The 19,795-nt window shown below is 65.6% G+C and carries 14 protein-coding genes, 1 tRNA gene and 2 pseudogenes; 3 read left to right on the top strand and 14 right to left on the bottom strand.

Features of this window, described 5'->3' with window-relative positions:
- Positions 1-280: 280 nt before the first annotated feature.
- From pnp to rimP, 8 genes and pseudogenes are all read right to left on the bottom strand, one after another.
- Positions 281-2,386 carry a polyribonucleotide nucleotidyltransferase gene (pnp, locus tag QFZ41_RS17785; RefSeq protein WP_429199943.1) on the bottom strand — a complete coding sequence of 702 codons (2,106 nt, stop codon included), beginning with the start codon at positions 2,384-2,386 and terminating at the stop codon, positions 281-283.
- A gap of 30 nt (positions 2,387-2,416) precedes the next feature.
- Positions 2,417-2,686 (bottom strand): 30S ribosomal protein S15, encoded by a 270-nt coding sequence (gene rpsO, locus QFZ41_RS17780; RefSeq protein WP_426287683.1) that lies wholly within the window; start codon positions 2,684-2,686, stop codon positions 2,417-2,419.
- A gap of 142 nt (positions 2,687-2,828) precedes the next feature.
- Positions 2,829-3,746: a tRNA pseudouridine(55) synthase TruB gene (gene truB / locus QFZ41_RS17775; protein WP_429199942.1), complete on the bottom strand. Its 918-nt coding sequence runs from the start codon at positions 3,744-3,746 to the stop codon at positions 2,829-2,831.
- Between the two features lie 299 nt (positions 3,747-4,045).
- A complete protein-coding gene (gene rbfA / locus QFZ41_RS17770) occupies positions 4,046-4,426 on the bottom strand; it encodes a 30S ribosome-binding factor RbfA (RefSeq protein ID WP_429199941.1) in 381 nt (126 codons plus the stop codon).
- A gap of 77 nt (positions 4,427-4,503) precedes the next feature.
- Positions 4,504-6,303: pseudogene (infB, locus tag QFZ41_RS17765) on the bottom strand (translation initiation factor IF-2); the annotation flags it as partial.
- Positions 6,304-7,119: 816 nt separating this feature from the next.
- Positions 7,120-7,395 (bottom strand): annotated as a pseudogene (locus tag QFZ41_RS17760) (translation initiation factor IF-2 N-terminal domain-containing protein); the annotation flags it as partial.
- Between the two features lie 133 nt (positions 7,396-7,528).
- Positions 7,529-9,043, bottom strand: a complete 1,515-nt coding sequence (nusA, locus tag QFZ41_RS17755; protein ID WP_429199940.1) for a transcription termination factor NusA — start codon at positions 9,041-9,043, stop codon at positions 7,529-7,531.
- Between the two features lie 45 nt (positions 9,044-9,088).
- Complete coding sequence (gene rimP / locus QFZ41_RS17750; protein ID WP_429200290.1) at positions 9,089-9,604, bottom strand: ribosome maturation factor RimP; 516 nt, start codon at positions 9,602-9,604, stop codon at positions 9,089-9,091.
- 329 nt (positions 9,605-9,933) lie between these two features.
- On the opposite strand from rimP, the gene QFZ41_RS17745 reads away from it, so the two are divergent.
- Positions 9,934-10,575: a GIY-YIG nuclease family protein gene (locus QFZ41_RS17745; protein WP_429199939.1), complete on the top strand. Its 642-nt coding sequence runs from the start codon at positions 9,934-9,936 to the stop codon at positions 10,573-10,575.
- Here the strand turns inward: QFZ41_RS17745 and QFZ41_RS17740 are convergent.
- The 4 genes from QFZ41_RS17740 to QFZ41_RS17725 form a co-directional block, all read right to left on the bottom strand.
- Entirely contained in the window at positions 10,572-11,096 is a 525-nt protein-coding gene (locus QFZ41_RS17740) for a 2'-5' RNA ligase family protein (RefSeq protein ID WP_429199938.1), read from the bottom strand. The genes QFZ41_RS17745 and QFZ41_RS17740 overlap by 4 nt on opposite strands.
- A gap of 9 nt (positions 11,097-11,105) precedes the next feature.
- Entirely contained in the window at positions 11,106-12,104 is a 999-nt protein-coding gene (locus tag QFZ41_RS17735) for a GlxA family transcriptional regulator (protein WP_429199937.1), read from the bottom strand.
- Positions 12,104-12,667: an isochorismatase family protein gene (locus tag QFZ41_RS17730; RefSeq protein WP_429199936.1), complete on the bottom strand. Its 564-nt coding sequence runs from the start codon at positions 12,665-12,667 to the stop codon at positions 12,104-12,106. The genes QFZ41_RS17735 and QFZ41_RS17730 overlap by 1 nt, the downstream gene beginning before the upstream one ends.
- A 293-nt stretch (positions 12,668-12,960) precedes the next feature.
- Positions 12,961-15,177 (bottom strand): protease pro-enzyme activation domain-containing protein, encoded by a 2,217-nt coding sequence (locus tag QFZ41_RS17725; RefSeq protein ID WP_429199935.1) that lies wholly within the window; start codon positions 15,175-15,177, stop codon positions 12,961-12,963.
- A gap of 492 nt (positions 15,178-15,669) precedes the next feature.
- On the opposite strand from QFZ41_RS17725, the gene QFZ41_RS17720 reads away from it, so the two are divergent.
- A complete protein-coding gene (locus tag QFZ41_RS17720) occupies positions 15,670-17,148 on the top strand; it encodes a serine hydrolase (protein WP_429199934.1) in 1,479 nt (492 codons plus the stop codon).
- Between the two features lie 86 nt (positions 17,149-17,234).
- Positions 17,235-19,082: a glycoside hydrolase family 35 protein gene (locus tag QFZ41_RS17715; protein ID WP_429199933.1), complete on the top strand. Its 1,848-nt coding sequence runs from the start codon at positions 17,235-17,237 to the stop codon at positions 19,080-19,082.
- A gap of 23 nt (positions 19,083-19,105) precedes the next feature.
- Here the strand turns inward: QFZ41_RS17715 and QFZ41_RS17710 are convergent, their stop codons facing one another.
- Complete coding sequence (locus tag QFZ41_RS17710; protein WP_429199932.1) at positions 19,106-19,567, bottom strand: YccF domain-containing protein; 462 nt, start codon at positions 19,565-19,567, stop codon at positions 19,106-19,108.
- Positions 19,568-19,693: 126 nt separating this feature from the next.
- Positions 19,694-19,770 (bottom strand) — tRNA-Met (locus QFZ41_RS17705).
- Positions 19,771-19,795 lie beyond the last annotated feature (25 nt).

Genomic DNA, 19,795 nt, shown 5'->3' with positions numbered 1-19,795 from the left:
GCCGTTTTCTTGCGCTATGCCCTTCGCACTTCGCCCTTGCATTGCTCTCCACTCAAGTCGCCGTGCGGTCGGAGGGGAGCCGTGGGCTGTCGTTCTCGGAGCGATTCCGCAGGGAGGCGAAGGCCGGACGAGGACTTAGCGACGAGAATGGCAGCCCACGGCTCCCCCTTCCTCGACGCAAAGAACCAACCCGATGGCGAAGCCGAGCCACCCGATACCACACAAAAAAACCCGGCATCTCGCGATGCCGGGTTTCTTGTTCAACGCTGAAAGCCAGGGATCAGCCGGTGACGTTTTCGTCTTCGGTGACGGCCTTCATCGACAGGCGGATGCGGCCCTGCTTGTCGACTTCCAGGACCTTGACCTTGACCAGGTCGCCTTCCTTGAGCTTGTCGGAAACCTTCTCGACGCGCTCGCTGGAGATCTGCGACACGTGGACCAGACCATCCTTGCCCGGCATGATCGTGACGAACGCGCCGAAGTCCATCAGCTTGGCGACCTTGCCTTCGTAGATGCGGCCCGGCTCGACGTCGGACACGATCTGCTCGATGCGCTTGCGCGCGGCTTCGGCGGCTTCGCGGTTGACCGACGCGATCACGACATTGCCATCGTCGGTGATGTCGATGGTGGTGCCGGTCTCTTCCGTGATCGAACGGATGGTGGCGCCACCCTTGCCGATCACTTCGCGGATCTTGTCCGGGTGGATCTTGATCGTCAGCAGGCGCGGCGCGAACTCGCTCATTTCCGAACGGGCCGTGCTCATCACCTTGGCCATCTCGCCGAGGATGTGCACGCGACCGCGCTTGGCCTGGGCCAGCGCCGTGCGCATGATCTCTTCGGTGATGCCTTCGATCTTGATGTCCATCTGCAGCGCGGACACGCCATCGGCGGTACCGACCACCTTGAAGTCCATGTCGCCGAGGTGGTCTTCGTCACCCAGGATGTCGGAGAGCACGACGAAGTCGTCGCCTTCCTTCACCAGGCCCATCGCGATACCGGCGACCGGCGACTTCAGCGGGACGCCCGCGTCCATCATGGCCAGCGAGGAACCGCAGACCGAAGCCATCGACGAGGAACCGTTCGACTCGGTGATTTCCGAGACGACGCGAACCACGTACGGGAACTCCTCGATCGTCGGCTTGACGGCCTGCACGCCGCGCTTGGCGAGGCGGCCGTGGCCGATCTCGCGACGCTTCGGGCTACCGACGCGGCCGGTTTCACCCACCGAGAACGGAGGGAAGTTGTAGTGGAACAGGAACGTGTCCTTCCACTCGCCTTCCGGCGCGTCGATGATCTGCGAGTCGCGGGTGGTGCCGAGCGTGGCGACGACCAGGGCCTGCGTCTCGCCGCGGGTGAACAGCGCCGAGCCATGCGTGCGCGGCAGGACGCCGACGCGCACCGAGATCGGGCGGATGTCGTCGAGCTGGCGGCCGTCGATGCGGACCTTGGTGGACAGCACGCCGTCGCGCAGGGTGCGGTACTCGACCTCGCCGAAGGCGGCGCCGATGTCGCCATCGGTCCAGCCATTGGCTTCGGACTGGGCGGCGAGCGCGGCCTTCACTTCGGTCTTCAGCGCACTGATGACGTCGCGGCGAGCCAGCTTGTCGCGGATCTGGAAGGCTTCGGCGAAACGGTTGCCGACAACGGCCTTGACCGCGTCGTACAGCGCCGTCTTGGCGGCCGGGGCTTCCCACTTGAACGACTTCACGCCGGCTTCGGCGACGAAGGCGTTGATCGTGTCGATGGCGGCCTGCATCTGCTGGTGGCCGAAGACCACCGCGCCGAGCATGACGTCTTCGCTGAGCAGCTTGGCTTCCGATTCCACCATCAGCACGGCCTTGGCCGTACCGGCGACGACGAGGTCGAGGTCGGAGGTCTTCAGCTGGGCAGCGGTCGGGTTCAGGATGTACTGACCGTTGGCGTAACCGACGCGGGCGGCGCCGATCGGACCCTTGAAGGGCACGCCGGCGAGCGTCATGGCGGCCGAAGCGCCGATCAGCGCCGGGATGTCACCGTCGACTTCCGGGTTCAGCGACACGACCTGTGCGATGACCTGGATCTCGTTGCGGAACTCTTCCGGGAACAGCGGACGGAGCGGGCGATCGATGAGGCGCGAGGTCAGCGTCTCCTTCTCGGTCGGACGGCCTTCACGCTTGAAGAAGCCACCCGGGATGCGACCCGCGGAGTAGAACTTCTCCATGTAGTCGACCGTGAGGGGGAAGAAGTCCTGGCCCTCGCGTGCCTTGGGGGCCGCGACGACCGTCACCAGGACGACCGTGCCGCCCATGCTGACCATGACCGCACCGGAGGCCTGCCGGGCGATTTCGCCCGTCTCCAGTGTGACTTCGTGACTACCGTACTGGAATGACTTGGTTACTTTCGCCACTTCGATCTCTCCTCGTCCTGTTCCGGTGGTTTAGCGGCGCAGGCCGAGGCGTTCGATCAGGGTCTGGTAGCGGGCGAGGTCATTCGCCTTGAGGTACTGCAGGAGCTTCTTGCGACGGTTGACCATGCTGATCAGGCCGCGACGCGAGTGGTGGTCCTGCTTGTGCGCCTGGAAGTGATCCTGCAGCGCGGTGATGTTCGCGGACAGCAGCGCGACCTGGACTTCGGTCGAGCCGGTGTCGTTTTCCTTGCGACCGTAGTCCTTGATGATCTGGCTGGTCTGTTCGACGGTGAGCGACATGTGTATCGATTCCTTAAAAGCGGGTGCGAGACTTGCGCAACCTCAACGGCTACCGATGAAGTTGCGCAAGCCTCGCTTTTGATGAAAGCCGTTAAACGAGCACGTAATTGTAACGTCCTGCGCGTAGTGGCAACAAGCCCGGTCAGACGGGCGGCAGGTTGAAGCCCCTGAGGACGCGCAGGATACCGTCTTCGCCGGCCTCGCCCAAGGCCATCAGGCGCCCGTCGGCGCCCCAGACCCCGCAGCGGCCAAGGGTGACTCCCTGCCCCAGTGGCACCGGCTGGCCGAAACCCAGCACCCGGGTCTGTTCCGGGTCGAGATCCACCCGGGGGATATGGGACAGGCCCGCGTCCACGGGCAGGAGGCAGGCCTCGAGTTGATCCGGACCTGTTTCGGCGGCCTCGTGCAACTGGTCGAGCGTGACCATGGCGGGCGCCATGAACGGTTCGACCCAGAGCCGGCGCAACCCGGTCAGGTGGGCGCCACAACCCAGGTTCGCGCCAAAATCGACCGCCAGACTGCGCACGTACGTGCCCGAGCCACATTCGACGAACAGGCGCAGGGTGTCGCCTTCGCAATCGAGCACGTCCAGGCGATGGACATCGACTTCGCGGGCGGGAACGTCCACGGCCTCGCCACGGCGGGCGCGGACATACAGCGGCACGCCATCCTGCTTGATCGCCGAATAAGCGGGTGGGACCTGGACGATGTGTCCGCGCAGGGGCGCCAGGGCGGCCTCGATGGCCGCGTCGTCCAGTGACGGAACCGGGCGCGTCTCGACCATGTCGCCTTCCAGGTCGGCGGTCGTGGTGGTGACACCCAGCCGCACCTCGGCCTCATAGGCCTTGCGCGAGCCCAGCAACCAGCCGGCGATCTTGGTGGCCTCGCCGAAACAGAGCGGCAGCAATCCCGTCGCCAGCGGATCGAGGCTGCCCGTATGCCCACCCTTGGCCGCGCCCACGAGCCGGCGCGCCGTCTGCAAGGCCTGGTTGGAACTCAGGCCCAGCGGCTTGTCGAGCAGGAGGATACCGTGGAGGTCTCGGAAGATTCGGCGGTTCATGGGTATCGGAAACAGGGGCGGTGCGGCAGGGTTGCGACGATTCGGTGGCTGGCGGGCCATCGCCGACAGGGTCGGCTCCCACCAAAGCCGGCCAACCCTAAGACTGGGAGGACTCGGGTGGGAGCCGGCCAACCCCAAGACTGGGAGGACTCGGGTGGGAGCCGACCTTGTCGGCGATGCTCTTGTGGGAGCCGGCTATGCCGGCGATCCCGCGGCAGCGGGCAACCTTGTCGCGAGCACCCTATCGCCGCTGAAGCGGCTCCCACATGAGCCCATGGGCTCAGATATTGTCCGACGACTCAGGTCTCGTCCGGCGACCCGGGTTCGGCCGGGGGAACCGGGTTCTCGCGCAGCAGGCGTTCGATCCGCTCGCCGGTGTCCACGGATTCGTCGTACTTGAATTTCAGTTCGGGCACGCGGCGAAGACGCATGGAACGCGACAGCGCGCGGCGGAATTCCGGGGCGAGCTCCTTCAGCGCCTTGACCGCGACGACCGACTGCTCGGGCATCAGCGCGGTGACCCACACCGTGGCCCAGTCGAGGTCTCTGGTCACTTCCACGTCGGACACGCTGACCGACGGCAACGCGTGATCGCGTACCGCGGCATGCACCAGGAGACCGATCTCGCGCCGGAGTTCGGCGGAAACGCGGTCGGTGCGCTTGAAATCACGGGACGGCATATCCGCCTCCAGTTTTTAGGGGTGCAATAACGAATAAAGCCTCCCCGGCGCATGCCGGGGAGGCGCATTGCCCGCGGTTACAGCGTGCGGGCGACTTCGATGCGTTCGAAGCACTCGATCTGGTCGCCGACCTTCACGTCGTTGTACTGCTTCACGGCGATACCGCATTCCATGCCGTTGCGAACCTCGTCCACCAGCTCCTTGAAGCGGCGGAGCGATTCCAGCTCGCCCTGGAACACGACGACGTTGTCGCGCAGCACGCGGATCGGCTTGGACCGCTTGACGAAGCCCTCGGTGACCATGCAACCCGCCACCGCGCCGAACTTCGACGAACGGAACACGTCGCGGACCTGCGCGATACCGATGATTTCCTCGCGGATTTCCACGCCGAGAAGGCCCGATGCCGCCTGCTTCACCTGGTCGATGACGTCGTAGATGATCGAGAAGTAACGGACATCGAGGCCGTTGGTGTCGATCACCTTGCGCGCCGACGCGTCGGCACGGACGTTGAAGCCGATGATCAGCGCCTTGGAGGCCGCCGCCAGCGTGGCTTCCGACTCGGTGATGCCGCCCACGCCGGACGAGATCACGTTCACCTTCACCAGGTCGTTGCCGATCTGGGTGAGCGAATCGCGCAGTGCTTCCACCGAACCCTGCACATCGGCCTTGACCAGGATGTTGAGGGTCTGCTGGCCTTCGCCCTGGCCCATCTGGGCCATGATGTCTTCGAGACGGTTCGACTTCGAAACGAGGCGGTTTTCGCGACGCTTCTGCTGACGCTCGGCGGCGACCTGACGGGCGAGACGCTCGTCCTCGACCGCGACGAAGTCGTCGCCCGACTCCGGCACGCCGGACAAGCCCAGCACCTGCACGGGAATCGACGGGCCGGCTTCATTCACCTGCTTGCCGGTCTCGTCCACGAGCGCACGCATGCGGCCGTATTCGATACCGCAGACGACGAAATCGCCCTTCTTCAGCGTGCCCTGCTGGACCAGCACCGTCGCCACCGGGCCGCGGCCACGGTCGAGGCTGGATTCGATCACGACACCCGAGGCACGGCCATCGGCCACCGCCTTGAGTTCCATGATCTCCGCCTGGATCGAGATCGCGTCGAGCAGCGCCTCGACACCGTCGCCGGTCTTCGCCGAAAGCGGCACGAACGGCGTGTCGCCGCCCCACTCTTCCGGGATGACTTCGAGGTTCGCGAGGCCCTGCTTCACGTTGTCCGGATTGGCGTCGGACTTATCCATCTTGTTGACCGCGACGATCAGCGGCACCTTGGCAGCGCGCGCGTGACGCACGGCTTCCTGCGTCTGCGGCATGACGCCGTCGTCCGCGGCGACCACGAGCACCACGATATCCGTGGACTGCGCACCGCGTGCGCGCATCGACGTGAACGCGGCATGGCCCGGGGTGTCGAGGAAGGTGATCACGCCGCGGCTGGTTTCGACGTGGTACGCGCCGATGTGCTGCGTGATGCCACCGGCTTCGCCCGAGGCGACCTTGGTGCGGCGGATGTAATCCAGCAGCGAGGTCTTGCCATGGTCGACGTGACCCATGATGGTGACCACCGGCGGACGCGTGACCTTCTCGCCCTCGAGCTCGACGCTCTGGGTGTGCGAGGCCAGCGCGGCTTCCGCGTCGTTGTCGGTCGCGCGGACCGGGTTGTGGCCCAGTTCCTCGACGACGAGCGCCGCGGTGTCGTGGTCGATCGTCTGGTTGATGGTCGCCATGACGCCCATCTTGAACAGCGCCTTGACGACCTCGGCGCCCTTCACGGCCATCTTCTGCGCCAGTTCGGCGACGAGATTGTTATCGCCGATCACCACATCGCGAACCACGGCGACGGTCGGCCGCGTGAAGCCGTGCGGGCCGCCCGACGAAGCGCCGCCACGCGGCGCCTCGGCACGGCCCTTGGCCTTGCCGCCACGGCGGTTGCCGCTGGAACGGCGCGCGCGATCGGCGTCGGAGAGGTGCAGTTCGCCGGCGGCGAAACGCTTGCCACCCGCCTCGCGATCACGGCCACCGCCGCCACCGCCGCCGCCGCCCTGCTTCGGACGCGCGTTGCCGCGCGAATCGTTGGCGGCCGCGACCGCGCCCGGTGCCGGGCGGGAAGCGGGCGTGGAAGCCGCGGGACGCGCGGCGGCCGGAGCCGGTGCAGGAGCTGGCGCGGGTGCGGGCGCCGGCGGCGGAACCGGAGCGGGTGCCGGCTTGGCGATCACGCGCTCACGCTTACGCGGCTCGTGGATGCGCGGCAGGATCATGCCGAGCGAGCGCGTATCGAGCTTGCCCGTCTGGTGGGTCACGCCATCGTCGTTGCCGGACGTGGCGGCTGCCGGTGCGGGCGTGGATGCCTCGATCGTCGCCGGAGCGTCCGCCGGGGCCTGTGCCTGCTCGGCGCGTACACGTTCCGCCGCGGCCTGCTCGGCCTCGGCCTGGCGACGCGCTTCCGCGGCGGCCTCTTCCTGTCGACGCGCTTCGGCCTCGGCGTCGCGACGGGCCGCTTCGGCCTGTTCACGGCGCTCGGCTTCCTCGCGGCGTGCCGATTCCTCGTGCTCGCGCTGGGCATGGGACTCGGCCAGCTTGCGCGCGGCTTCCTCGCGTTCCGGCTCGTGCGCGGCATCTTCCGCGATCGCGCTGCGCTTGACGTACGTGCGCTTGGTGCGGACCTCGACGTTGACCGTCTTGGCGGCGCCAGCGCCCCGGCCCGTGCCGGAGTTCACTTTCAGCTCGCCAACGGTGCGGCGCTTGAGCGTGATCTGGCGCGGCGCCGACTCGTCCGCTTCGGGAGCGGCGTCGTTCTTGCCATGCGTGCGACGCAGGAAGCCGAGCAGCTTGAACTTTTCAGTGCTGCTGATGACTTGCTCCGCATCGGAGAATTTCATTCCGGCCTCGCCAAGCTGCCCAAGCAGCTTGTCGACCGGCAAACCCAGTTGCTGGGCGAGTTGTTTGATAGTGACGTCCGACATCGTTATTTATTCTCCGCCGTTCCCGCGCGTAACCCTACGTGCCGACGATGACCCGTACGGCTGCCTCCATCCATGGCGGGAGACCTCATGGCCTCCCTCGAGGCGCCCGTCCAGGACGCTTCCGGTCTCGCGCTCAGCCACCTTTCTCCAGGCGGGCGATCATCGGGGCGCGCGCAGCCATGATCAGCTGCGATGCGCGCTCCTCGGTCATGCCTTCGATATCGATGAGCTCGTCGACGGCGAGGTCGCCCAGGTCGTCGAGCGTCTTCACACCACGATCCGCCAGCGCGAAGGCGGTCGCATCGTCCATGCCGTCCAGCCCGAGCAGTTCCTCGGACGGAGCGTTTTCCTCCACGCCTTCCTCGGCGGCGAGCGCCTCGGTCAGCAGGGCGTCGCGGGCACGGGCGCGAAGTTCCTCGACGATGTCCTCGTCGAAGCCTTCGACCGCCAGTAGCTCGGCGCTCGGCACGTACGCGATTTCTTCCACGGACGAGAAGCCTTCCTGCACCAGGATGCTGGCGATCTCTTCGTCCACTTCCAGCTTGTCCTGGAACAGCGCCAGGGCGGCGGCCTGCTCGGCCTCGCTCTTCGCGGTGACCTGGTCCTGCGTCATCACGTTGAGCTGCCAGCCGGTGAGCTTGCTGGCGAGGCGCACGTTCTGGCCACCGCGACCGATCGCCTGGGACAGCTTGTCCTCGGCGACGGCGATGTCCATCGAGTGCTTCTCTTCATCCATGATGATCGACTGCACTTCGGCCGGCGCCATCGCGTTGATGACGTACTGCGCCTGGTTCTCGTGCCACAGGATGATGTCGACGCGCTCGCCATTGAGTTCGTTCGACACGGCCTGCACACGCGAACCGCGCATGCCGATGCACGCACCGATGGGATCGGTGCGGCTGTCGTGCGCCACGACGGCGATCTTGGCGCGGTCGCCCGGATCGCGGGCGCAGCCCTTGATTTCCACCAGGCCCTGGCCGACTTCCGGCACTTCGAGCTTGAACAGTTCGATCATGAATTCCGGCGCGCTGCGCGAAACGAACAGCTGCGGACCGCGGATTTCCGACTTCACTTCATAGAGGTAACCACGCACGCGGTCGCCCACGCGGGCCGACTCACGGGGAATGGTCTTGTCACGCGGGATGAACGCCTCGGCGTTGCTGCCCAGGTCGAGGTAGACGTTGCCACGCTCGACGCGCTTGACGATGCCCGTGACCAGTTCGCCCACGCGATCGGCGAAGGCGTCAACCACCTGCTGGCGCTCGGCCTCGCGGACGCGCTGCACGATCACCTGCTTGGCAGCCTGGGCCGCGATGCGGCCGAACTCGGCGTTCTCGATCTGGTGCTCGATCCAGCCACCGACCTCGGCCACTTCGTCCTCACCCGCTTCGTCCTGCGCGTCCATCAGGCGGATCTGGAAGGACGGATCCTCCATCTCGCCATCGTCCGCGATGATCTCCCAGCGACGGAAGGTCTCGTAATCGCCCGTGTTGCGATCGATCTCGACGCGGATGTCGGGATCCTCATCGGGGTAGCGCTTCTTGGCAGCCGAGGCCAGCGCCGCTTCCATGGCTTCGAAAATGACTTCGCGCGGTACGCCCTTTTCGTTGGCGACCGCGTCAACTACCAGCAAAAGTTCTTTGCTCATTGCCGCTACTCCCGTAAGGATGCCCCGCGGCACCCCGTCGTTTCGTTATTTGGGTTTCTTTCCGCCCGGCGTGGGCTTCGGCTGCGGCGCATAGCCGAGGGCCACCCAGTCGGGAACCACGCGGGCGCTTTCGACGTCCGCATGCTCGAATTCGAATCTACCGGCCTCGCCCTCGACCACGATGTGCTCGCCGTTCACTTCAACGACGCTGCCCTTGAGCCGGCGGCGCCCCTCGATGGGAGCCTTCAGCAGCACCTTGACCTCCTGGCCGGCCACGCGGGCGAACTGCCCGGCCGTGAACAGGGGGCGGTCGATGCCAGGGGAGGAGACCTCCAGTACATAGTTGCCGGGGATCGGATCTTCAACGTCCAGGAAGGCCGAGAACTCGCGGCTCGCGGCCTCGCAGTCCTCCACCGTGACCTCGCGCTCGCCACCGGGCACGTCGAGATAGACGCGCAGGGTGCTCTGCCCGCCGGACGGGATGAATTCGATGCCGAGGACCTCGAGACCGAGATCGGCCACGATGTCCGAGAATCGCTGTGAAAGTGCGTTGGTATCCACGTTACCTGCGGTTTTTGCGGTTTTTCCGGTCGCCAGAAACAAAAAAAGGGCGCGAACGGCCCATTCCTTTCGTCGCCGATGTATCCCGACACTTTCCTCCAGCGCCCTCCGCGATGCCCTGACGGCGCTCACAGTGTGTCGCAGGGAGCCTCCGTGCGCCCAACAAAAAAGCCTCACGAGGAGGCTTTCTTGTAAAAAGAAAGTTCCTTGAAGCGCCGCTCGACGAAAGGTCGAAACCGCCGTCAACGCCACTTAAGATTCACGAATTCTATCGCATTTTTGTCCGTTCATGCAAGTTGGCCTACCCCTCTTCCGGGGATACTTTCACGATGACGGATGAACCGCCCTACCCCCGATTCGCCTCCCGAGGCCGCGCCTACGTCTATGTAGTCCCGTGCCGGGACGAGGACCTGCTCAAGCTCGGCTTCTCGCGCGATCCCTTCACCCGGTTCAGCACCCTGCACCGGCGCTTCTTCGAGTTCTTCGATCTCGACCGGGGCCTGCTGGTGGATGCCGAGCGTGTCGCGGCGGCGCGGCGGATCGAGCGCCGCCTGATCGGCGCCTTCACGGAATATCACGCGATAGCCCCGCTGGTGGTGCCGGCCACGGCGGGCGGACATACGGAGTGGTATCGCGGGGGCCACCCTGAAGTGGCCGGCCTGCTACGGAGCATCGCGACGGAGGAAGGCCTGGTGCTGCAGGACGGCCTGAGGCCCTGGCTCCGCGCCCATCTCATGACCCGCGCGGACCTGCTCCACGACTGGTCGCTGCGCATCGTCGAGACGCTCGACTGGGCCCGTCACAATGTCCCGGACGACAGGGACGCGGTACGCCTCCGCCAAGCCTTGCTGGACACATGGGCCATGTTCGAAGCAGCGGAGATCGAGGTCCGGTCGCTGGTCCCCGCCGCCGTCGTCCACTGGTACGACCATGGCGAGCATCGCCGCCTTTTCGGCGAAGACCGCGTCTAGCAGGATGTCCCCAGCGGAACGGACACCAGGCTCCGCCATGCACCGGAGGCACGCTGCATGACGTGGACGTGGCGGCAGGTGCAGGGAATCGGTCCGCTCGCATGCAAGCGGTCTTCCAGTGTCGTCACGATGATGGCGCGGTCGCCGCGAACGTTCCTGGCCACCGACAGGTGCGGTACGTAATCGGGGAACGCCCGGCCATCGCGCGGCCGTTCGGGAAACGCCGCCTCCAGCGCGGCGGCAAGGGCCACGATGGCGTTACCGGGCGACGGTTTCAACCAGACGGTCGAGGGAAACGCCTGCACCGAGTCCAACTGGAACGAGGGTGGAGCATGGGCTCGTGCGACACCGCGTAACCGTTCGAGCGCCACGTCATCGACGTTGTCACTGTCGACGAAGGGATAAACGAGCGTGATATGCGCTCCCAACCCTCGTTGCGCCGCAGGGTCGAGCCGCGCGCGCAGATCGCCGACGAGGGGTTCGGCTTCCGGAACCATCAAGGCAAGCAGGGTTCGGCTCATGGATGCATTTTATACCTCGCCCCCGCGCATCCGGCTCGGCGGCAGATCGTTCATGCGCGCCCATGCGCGACGCAACTGGCGCGACGAGCCGAACCCGGCCCGCTCCGCCACGGTCTCGACATCCAGACGCGAACCGGTCAGCAACTCGCGAGCCAGGGCGACGCGCATGCGGTTCACGTAGTCGGTGACGCTCATGCCCGTGTGCTCGTTGAACAGGCGCGACAGGTTCCGCGGGCTCGATGCCGCGACCGACGCCAGCGACCCCACCGACCAATCGCGGGCCGGATCGGCCGCTACCGCGTCTTGCGCACGATGGACCGCGGCATGCACGTGATTGCGTCCCTCCAGCCACGGAGAGAGTTGAGGATCGCCGCCAGCCCTGCGCAGGTAGACCACGAGGAAGCGCGCGATGGCGAGCGCCACGGGTGGCCCCACCAGGGTTGCCACGAGGTGCAACATGAGGTCGACGCCCGCGGTGATTCCCGCGCTGGTCAGCCGTTCGCCGTCCTCCACATACAGCCGGTTTTCCCGCACACGGGCCGCTGGCGCCGCACGCATCAACTGCGCGGTGCAACCGTGGTGCGTCGTACATTCGTAGCCGTCGAGCAGCCCCGCGCGAGCTACGAGCAAGGCGCCGGAACAGATCGAAATCACGCGCATGCCAGGCCGCACGACCTTGCGCAGCCACGCGACGATCGCGGACTCACTCGCAGCATCCGCTGCCGCCGCCGTCCGGCCAGCGCCCAGCGGCACATCCGCCGCTCCGGGTACCACGACGATGGCCCCTTCCGGGATGCGAGCAGGCAACGGCGAGATGCCAGCGACATCCAGGCCGACTGAACTGCCGACCTTCCGCGCCGGACCCACAAAGACGGCGTCGAAGCGGACGACCGCTTGCTCCACGTTCGCCCTGCGCAACACTTCGATCGGCCCCGCGACATCGAGCAACAGCACTCGCGGCGGGACCACCACATAAACAGGGATCGGCCGTGGCGAAACCTTCGGCATCAGGACGCCACGCGCGGGGGTCCCGCCAGCGCCTGTTCCACCGTGGCGATCCGCGCGAACCGGTCTGCGAGCACCAGTTCCGTGCGCGCGCGGATCTCCGCCGCGCTCCATTCGCGTCCATCGACATCGACCATCGGAAAGGTGAGCGTCGCTTCGCCGACGTAGTCGACCTCGTAACCGAGGTCGGAGGCATGGCGCGTGGTGGTCTCGCAACACTGTTCGGTGCGCACGCCGGAGACGATGAGGCGGCGAACGCCGTGCATCGTCAGCCAGACATCGAGGCCCGAACCCACCAGGGCGCTGTGGCGCCGCTTGCGGAACGTGGCATCGGCATCGACACGAAGCGGCGCCAGCGTGGTCACGAAACCCGACGCTTCGGAAAACACCCCGCTCTCTTCCACATGGAAAATCTGCACGACGGGAATCCTGCTTCGCTTCGCCCCATCGACCAGGGCCTGTTGCCTCTCAATATAAGCAGCGACGTCCTCATCGCGCCAGTAGCTGCGCTGTCGAAAGGATTCCTGGGCATCAATGACGATCAAGGCGGTATCGGCAAGGGACATGGCGGTTTTCCTTTGGGAAGAGAAGGCTAGTTTCCGCTTCACCGAGCCAACCCGACAGGCCACGCGCGGACACGCACCGGACAATTCACGCCATGCTACGTAACCGGGTGGGAAGCGGGCTGGCCCGCGATTCGCCTCGCCCGATCACCGCAAGGCCTCCTTCGCCAGCAGAAAGATCGAGGAACCGCGGGCCAGCCCGCTTCCCACCCAGGTGCGGCAAAGAAAACTCTCCACAAAAAAAGCGCCCGCTCTTTCGAGCGGGCGCCTGCTTCACAGCGTCGACTACACGTCGATCAGTTCGTCCACGTCGCCTTCAAGGTCACGCCCGAGAACGCGGTGTAGCCGTTGAGCATCACGTAGTAGGTACCGGCTTGCGTCGAGGCGAACGAGCAGCTTTCCGTGTTGCCCGTGATGTACGGGCGGCAGTTGTAGCTCGACGTCGTGGGTGCCGATCCGAACTTCACGTACAGGTCGGCGTCGCCCGTGCCGCCCGAGATCGCGATCTTCAGGTTGGTCGCGCCCGAGGGAATCGCCACGGTGTAGTTGAGCTTGCCGTTCTGCGCCGCCGCCAGGCCCGTCACCGCCACGCCGTTCTGCAACACGTTGGTGGGCGGCGGAGTCGTGCCGCCCCCGCTCACCCAATTGGCCTGGGCATAGGTGTTCAGCTTGCCGATGTCGAAGCTGCCGAAGCCGGTCGCCTGGTCGAACCCCGTGGCCGCGGTGTAGCCGTGGCTCTGGTAACCGTTATTGCCCGAGGTCACGTCGTGCAGCAACGTCGTCTGCGTCGGGAACGTCTGGTAGAACTTCGACGCGGGGAAGCCGATGACGTTATTCGCGGCCGATTCGATGCGCGCGAATGCGCCGACGAACAACGGAGAGGCAAGGCTGGTGCCGCCGACCTGCTCCGTCGTCCCGTTCACGACGATCAACGCACCGGACGACGAGGCGGCGTCGAACGACACGTCCGGGCCCACGCGCTTGGTCGAGCTGGTGACCGACGACTGCCACGAGGGCGCCGTCTCGAACAGGCTGGTGCCGCCGCCGGTGGCCCACAGGCGCTGGTTGTTGTCGCCCTGGCTCGGCGCGATGGCCGACAGGCCCTCGTTCCACACCGTTTCCCCCGTCCACGTCGTGCCGCTTGTGGAGAGTTGCGTGCCGCCCACCTGGATCACGTAGGGCGAGCTGGCCGGTTCGCTCACCGAGTAGTGGGACAGGTTGATTTGCACCGTACCCGCGGAGTTGGCCACGTAACCGGGCGAGCCGGACAGCGGATCGGACGACCACTGGTACACGCCGGCATCGCCGGCCGCGACCGAGAAGGTCTGCCCCTGGGCCACGGCCTGCTGGAAGATGGCGTCGTCGGCGGCCTGCGTACCGGATTGTTCCGCGGCCGTTTCGTCTTCGCCGAGCGAGACGTTGATCAGCTTCGCGATGTTGTCGGTCACTGCACGGTTGAAGGTCGCCGTGATGCCCGCGTTGGTGATGCCGCTGGAGCTCGAATCGCCATTTGCCGAGGTATAGAAGATCAGCTGCTTGACGCCACCGGCGATGCCGACGATGTCCTGGCTGTCGAGCGACCATTCACCGTTGGAATCCGGATCATTGGCGAACGTACCGGTCCCGACCTTGGTGATGGTGGAGTTCACCGTGGCCAGGCCCGCGCTCGACGTGAAGCTGTTGAGATCGGCGACGGTCTGGGTGATCGAGCCCCAGGTGATGATGCCGACGGCGGTGTTGCTCGCCGTCGGCACACTGGAGCCGCCATAAATGGCGGCGAAGTCCTGCGGGTGGTGCGAGCTGACGGCCGCGGTGGCTAGCGTGCTAGACGCCGGCCCCGGCACGGTGACGTTCTCGGGTTTGTACACATGGTGCAGCGTGTGCTTCACCGACACGTTCTGCAGGCCCAGCACCGCATCGACGGAATCGCCGAGCGCAGCGGGAACCAGGGCAGGCGTGTCGTTGGCGAAGAACTCGCGTCCGTTCGCGTTGAACCGCTTGATCGACGTGTGGAAACCATTGGACGCCGTGCCCGCGGTGCCGTCGGCGGAGACCAGCAGGTTGTTCGGAGCGACGTCGATGTTGGTGAAGCCGGCCTGCTTCAGGTGCGCGACGACCGCGTCGACCTGGGCCTGTGTCGGCGCGAAACGCGCCTTGAACTGTTCCGGCGTGAGGAATCTGCCATACAGCGGGTTGCCCGGCGTGGTGACGCCGGCCAGGAAAGTCTGCAACTGATCGGGATTGCGTAGCTTGAGGCTGACCGTGACGTGCAACGGCTGGTCGGCCGCCATCGCCGTCACCGCCGTGCCGTCGATATGCGGAGACCCGGTCATGTTGAGTGAGTAACCGGTCGTCGCCGTCGATGACGCCGCCGCCGGGAGCATCGCCGCCCTCGTATGCGTGGATACCCACGCGTCCTCCGCATGCGCGGAAAGGGAGGACATCGCCAGTGCGATGGCCATCGTCAGTACCGTCTTGCGCGTGATCCCTGAAGCAAATGCATCGATCTTCATGATTGATCCTTCCATTAGCCCGTAGATTGCTTCCGCCGGGGCGGAAGCCCTGACACTGCTGGCGTTATGGCTGAAGCGGCACCTTCCCCGCCGGTCCGACGGACCCCTGCTGCGTAGATCGCAGGAAATCGCGAATTCCCCCACCGTCCCGCCTGTTGCACCCCCTGCCCGGTCGAGGAAGGGGTGAGCGAGCTTTCGCCAGGCTTTCCGGGTCGGCGGACGGGGGCGCCGGAAAGGTCTGTCCGTGACGTGCCCCGCAGAATCCGGGACGAAATGAGACAACGGTGCGCCGCAAACGTCGGCGCCCGCGCGACACGGTGGCCGAGGGCCTCGCAATAACTTGCGGAAAAGGCACCCCTTAACTCACGGGGGTGGCATACCGTATGGCGGGAATCATGAGAATGGCGGACGGGACCCGCATGACCAATGGGCATTGCGCCGATGCCTCCATCCACCGCAAATGAGCCTACCGACCTCCGCAAGGGAAGCTCCATGCCGCGCCTGACGCTGCTCGCCTCGCTGTCCCTGTTCATCGCCTGCGGAGCCGCGGTCGCGCGGTCCACGCCACCCATCGATCCAGCGGCCATGGATCATGCCTATGAACGGCTGAGCAAGGCCTTCGTCGACGCCGGGAAGACCGACGCCCTTTCCATCGCCGTCGTCGATCATGGCAAGGTGCGCTACTACAACGCCGGCACCCTCGTGCCGGGGAAATCCACCGCGCCCAGTGAACGGACGGTCTACGAGATCGGCTCGATCAGCAAGGTCTTCACTTCGCTGCTGCTCGCACAGGCCGTGATCCAGCGCCGGGCGACAGCGGACGACGACCTGCGCCGCTACCTCCCCGGCCCCTACCCCAACCTGGTTTATCAGGGCACGCCGATCCGCCTTGTCGATCTCGCGGATACCACCTCCGCCCTTCCCGACAATCTTCCCGACATGGGCAAGCTCGCTGCCGGCGTACCTCCCGATCGCGTACCGTTCGTCGCCACGAAGGCCCTGGCCGCATACGACCGGGCCCGCATGTTCACGGACCTCGCGACGGTGCGGCTCTCCGCACGGCCCGGCACGGCGCCCCGGCACTCCAACCTCGCCTCCATCCTCCTGGCCGTGGCGGTGGAGAAAGCCCTCGGCGCCCCTTACGACGTATTGCTCGAGCGCCATATCGAGAAACCCTTCGGCATGGGCCGGGGCCTGGGTCACACGCGCGAAGAGAGCCTCGCCGTCGGCTACGACGCGCAGCACCGGCCCTTGCCGCCACTCGACGCGCCCTACGTGGCCAGCGCTGGCGGCTTGCGCTACAGCACACAGGACATGGCGCGATTCGTCCTGGCGCAATTGAACGATACCGACCCTGCCATCGCCCTCAGCCAGCGGGTGGCCTGGGGCGATCCCGAAGGCGATGCCGTCGCATTCAACTGGAAGGTGGACACGACCATCGACGGCAAACGCCGCCTGCGTGCTTCCGGTGGCACCTTCGGCTTTTCGAGCTACATGGAGATCTATCCGGACATGGCGTATGGCGTGATCCTTCTGGCGAATCGCCCGGGTAGCACGCAAAGCGAACTGGAAGCGTTGGCGGAACAGGCGCGCCTCGACATGCTCGGTAAACCAGCGGCCCAGACAGCCCTGGAAACCGCCCTCGCGGCGTCCGAGTTCCACGATTTCGCCAGTACCGTCGCCTCGGTCCGGCAGAAGCACCCGGAGCTGCACCTCGGCGAAGGCAAGGTCAACGATTGGGCTTACGCGCTGCTCAAGGCGAAGAAGACCGCGCAGGCGATCGAGGTGTTCGAGTACAACACCGGCCGCTGGCCAAAGAGCTGGAATGCGTGGGACAGCCTCGCCGAAGGCTACGAGACGGCGGGTGACTCCTCGAAGGCGATCGAGAACTACCGGCGCTCACTCGCGCTCAATCCTGCGAACGCGCATGCGTTGGAGCGGCTGAAGGCACTGCAGCCCGCCAGGCCCTGAAGGGCTCCGGGAATGTGACCCGGTCCCTTGCCGCGGGAACGACCTGCTGTGTAACGTCGGGCGATTCCCAACGATGGAGGACCTCCGTGAAGCGTCTGAGCCTGATCCTCTCGACCTGCCTCGTCGCTTCGGCGGCCTTGTCTTCCTCCGCCCTGGCCGCCACGCCACCGCATTTCGCCATCGAAGGCGACCACTTCCTGCTCGACGGCAAACCCTACGTCATCCGCTCCGGTGAGATGCACTACCCGCGCATTCCGCACACGGAATGGCGCGACCGCCTGCGCAAGGCACGGGCCATGGGTCTCAACACCATCACCACCTATGCGTTCTGGAACGCCAGCGAGCCGGAACCGGGCAAGTTCGATTTCAGCGGCGACAACGACATCGCGACCTTCGTCCGCACCGCGCAGGAAGAAGGGCTCAACGTGATCGTGCGCCCCGGTCCGTTCGTTTGCGCGGAATGGGAGTTCGGTGGTTTTCCCGCATGGCTGCTGCGCACGCCGGGCCTGCGGGTGCGCTCCCTCGACCCGCGCTTCCTGCAAGCGAGCGCCGCGTGGTTCAAGCGCCTCGGACAGGAGCTGACTCCGCTGATGAGCACGCGCGGCGGGCCCATCCTCATGATGCAGGTGGAGAACGAATACGGTTACGTCGGTAACGATCGCGACTACATGGAAGCGATCCGCCGGCAGATGACCGATGCCGGCTTCGACCTGCCCTTGTTCATGTCGAATGGTCCGGGGCCCACCTGGATGTCGCGCGGTACGTTGCCCGGCATGCTGTCGGTCATCAATTTCACCGGCGACGCGGCGAAAACGGAACGTGCGTTCCATCGTTCGGAGCCCATCATGCAGGGCATGCCCAGGATGGCTGGCGAGTACTGGAGTGGCTGGTATGACCGCTGGAGCGAGCCGCACAACACGCGCACGGCCGGCGAAGTGGCGGGGGCCGTCGGCTGGATGCTCGATCGCGGTATCTCGTTCAACCTCTACATGGTCGACGGCGGCACGAACTTCGGCTGGATGAACGGCGCGAATAACGAGGACGGCAAGTACCTGCCTGTCACCACCAGCTACGACTACGATTCACCCATCGACGAAGCCGGCCGCATCACGCCGAAATACCAGGCGCTGCGCAAGGTCATCGCCGGCCACTTGCCCAAGGGCGAGTCGTTGCCGAAGGTGCCTGCGTCGTCGCCGACGGTCGCCATCGCCCGCTTCGAGTTGAAGGAATCGTTGGCCTTGCTGGACGCCCTGCCCGTGCTCTCGAAGCCGCAGACGAGCCTGACGCCGCATGGCATGGAAACCTATGGACAGGACTACGGCCTGATTCTCTATCGCAAGAAGCTCGACGCGGAAGCGAAGGGCAAGCTCGACGTCAGCGACGTGCACGACTACGCCACCGTCCTCGTCGATGGCCGTCCCACCGGCACGCTGGACCGACGCAAGCAGGAACACGAACTGCCCGTGGACCTGAAGAGCGGCGACACGCTCGATCTGCTCGTCGAGAACATGGGCCGGATCAACATCGGCACCGGCATGGAAGAAGATTACAAGGGCATCACCTTGTCCGTGCAGGTCGCCGGAAACGACCTCACGAACTGGAGCGTGTATCCCCTGCCCCTCGACGATCTTTCCGACCTCACCTTCAAGGCAGGCTCACCGTCACAAGGACCGGCGTTCTGGCACGGCAGCTTCGACGTGAGCAAGGTCGCCGGCACGTTCCTCGACATGCGCGGCTGGAACAAGGGCAACGTCTGGGTGAACGGACATCACCTCGGACGTTTCTGGAACATCGGGCCGCAGCAGACGCTCTACGTGCCGCCGTCGTGGCTGCATGAAGGACACAACGATATCGTCGTCCTCGAAATGCAGCCCGGCGGCACGCACGCGGTCGCAGGACTCAAGGACCCCATCTTCGGGCCGGCGGCGAAGTAACCGGCGTCAGGCGGGGTGGCCTTTCAGGCCATCCCGCGAGCCTTCAACACCGCCGCTTCGGCGCCCATCCGGCGCGAGGCTTCCGCCACTTCCTTGCTGACGATGACCTTGCCGATCGGCGCCAGCGCGATGCCGGCCAGCTTGAGATGCTGGATGCCGAAAGGAATGCCGATGATCGTCACGAAGCAGGCGATCGCCGAGCACACGTGGCCGATCGCCAGCCAGATGCCGGCGAAAACGAACCAGACGATATTGCCGATCGTGCCGAGGCCGCTGGTGCCGATATCGCCGCGTCCCGAGAGATCACGGCGGCTGATGGCTTCCCGGCCGAACGGCAGGAAGGCGAACTGGCCGATCACGAAGCAGGCGCGACCCCACGGGATACCGACGATGGTCAGGAAGCACAGAAGTCCCGCCAACCACCAGCCCAGGCCCATGAGGAACCCGCCCATCACGAACCACAACACGTTTCCAATCGCTCTCATGCCTTGCTCCTTTTGGTGACCTGGTGTGAAACGTAATCGCGAAAAGCCGGTGGGATAAGTGTCGGAATACCTAGACGAACAAGCAAAAGAAAAAGGCGCGAACCGGAGTTCGCGCCTTTAGAAAACTGGTAGCGGGGGTAGGATTCGAACCTACGACCTTCGGGTTATGAGCCCGACGAGCTGCCAGACTGCTCCACCCCGCATCAGAGTCAGCAAGTATATGGATGT

This window comes from Luteibacter sp. W1I16 (genome assembly GCF_050434905.1).
Lineage (GTDB): Bacteria > Pseudomonadota > Gammaproteobacteria > Xanthomonadales > Rhodanobacteraceae > Luteibacter.
Note: the sequence above shows the minus strand (reverse complement) of the source record. Positions and strands in the feature narration are given on the sequence as shown.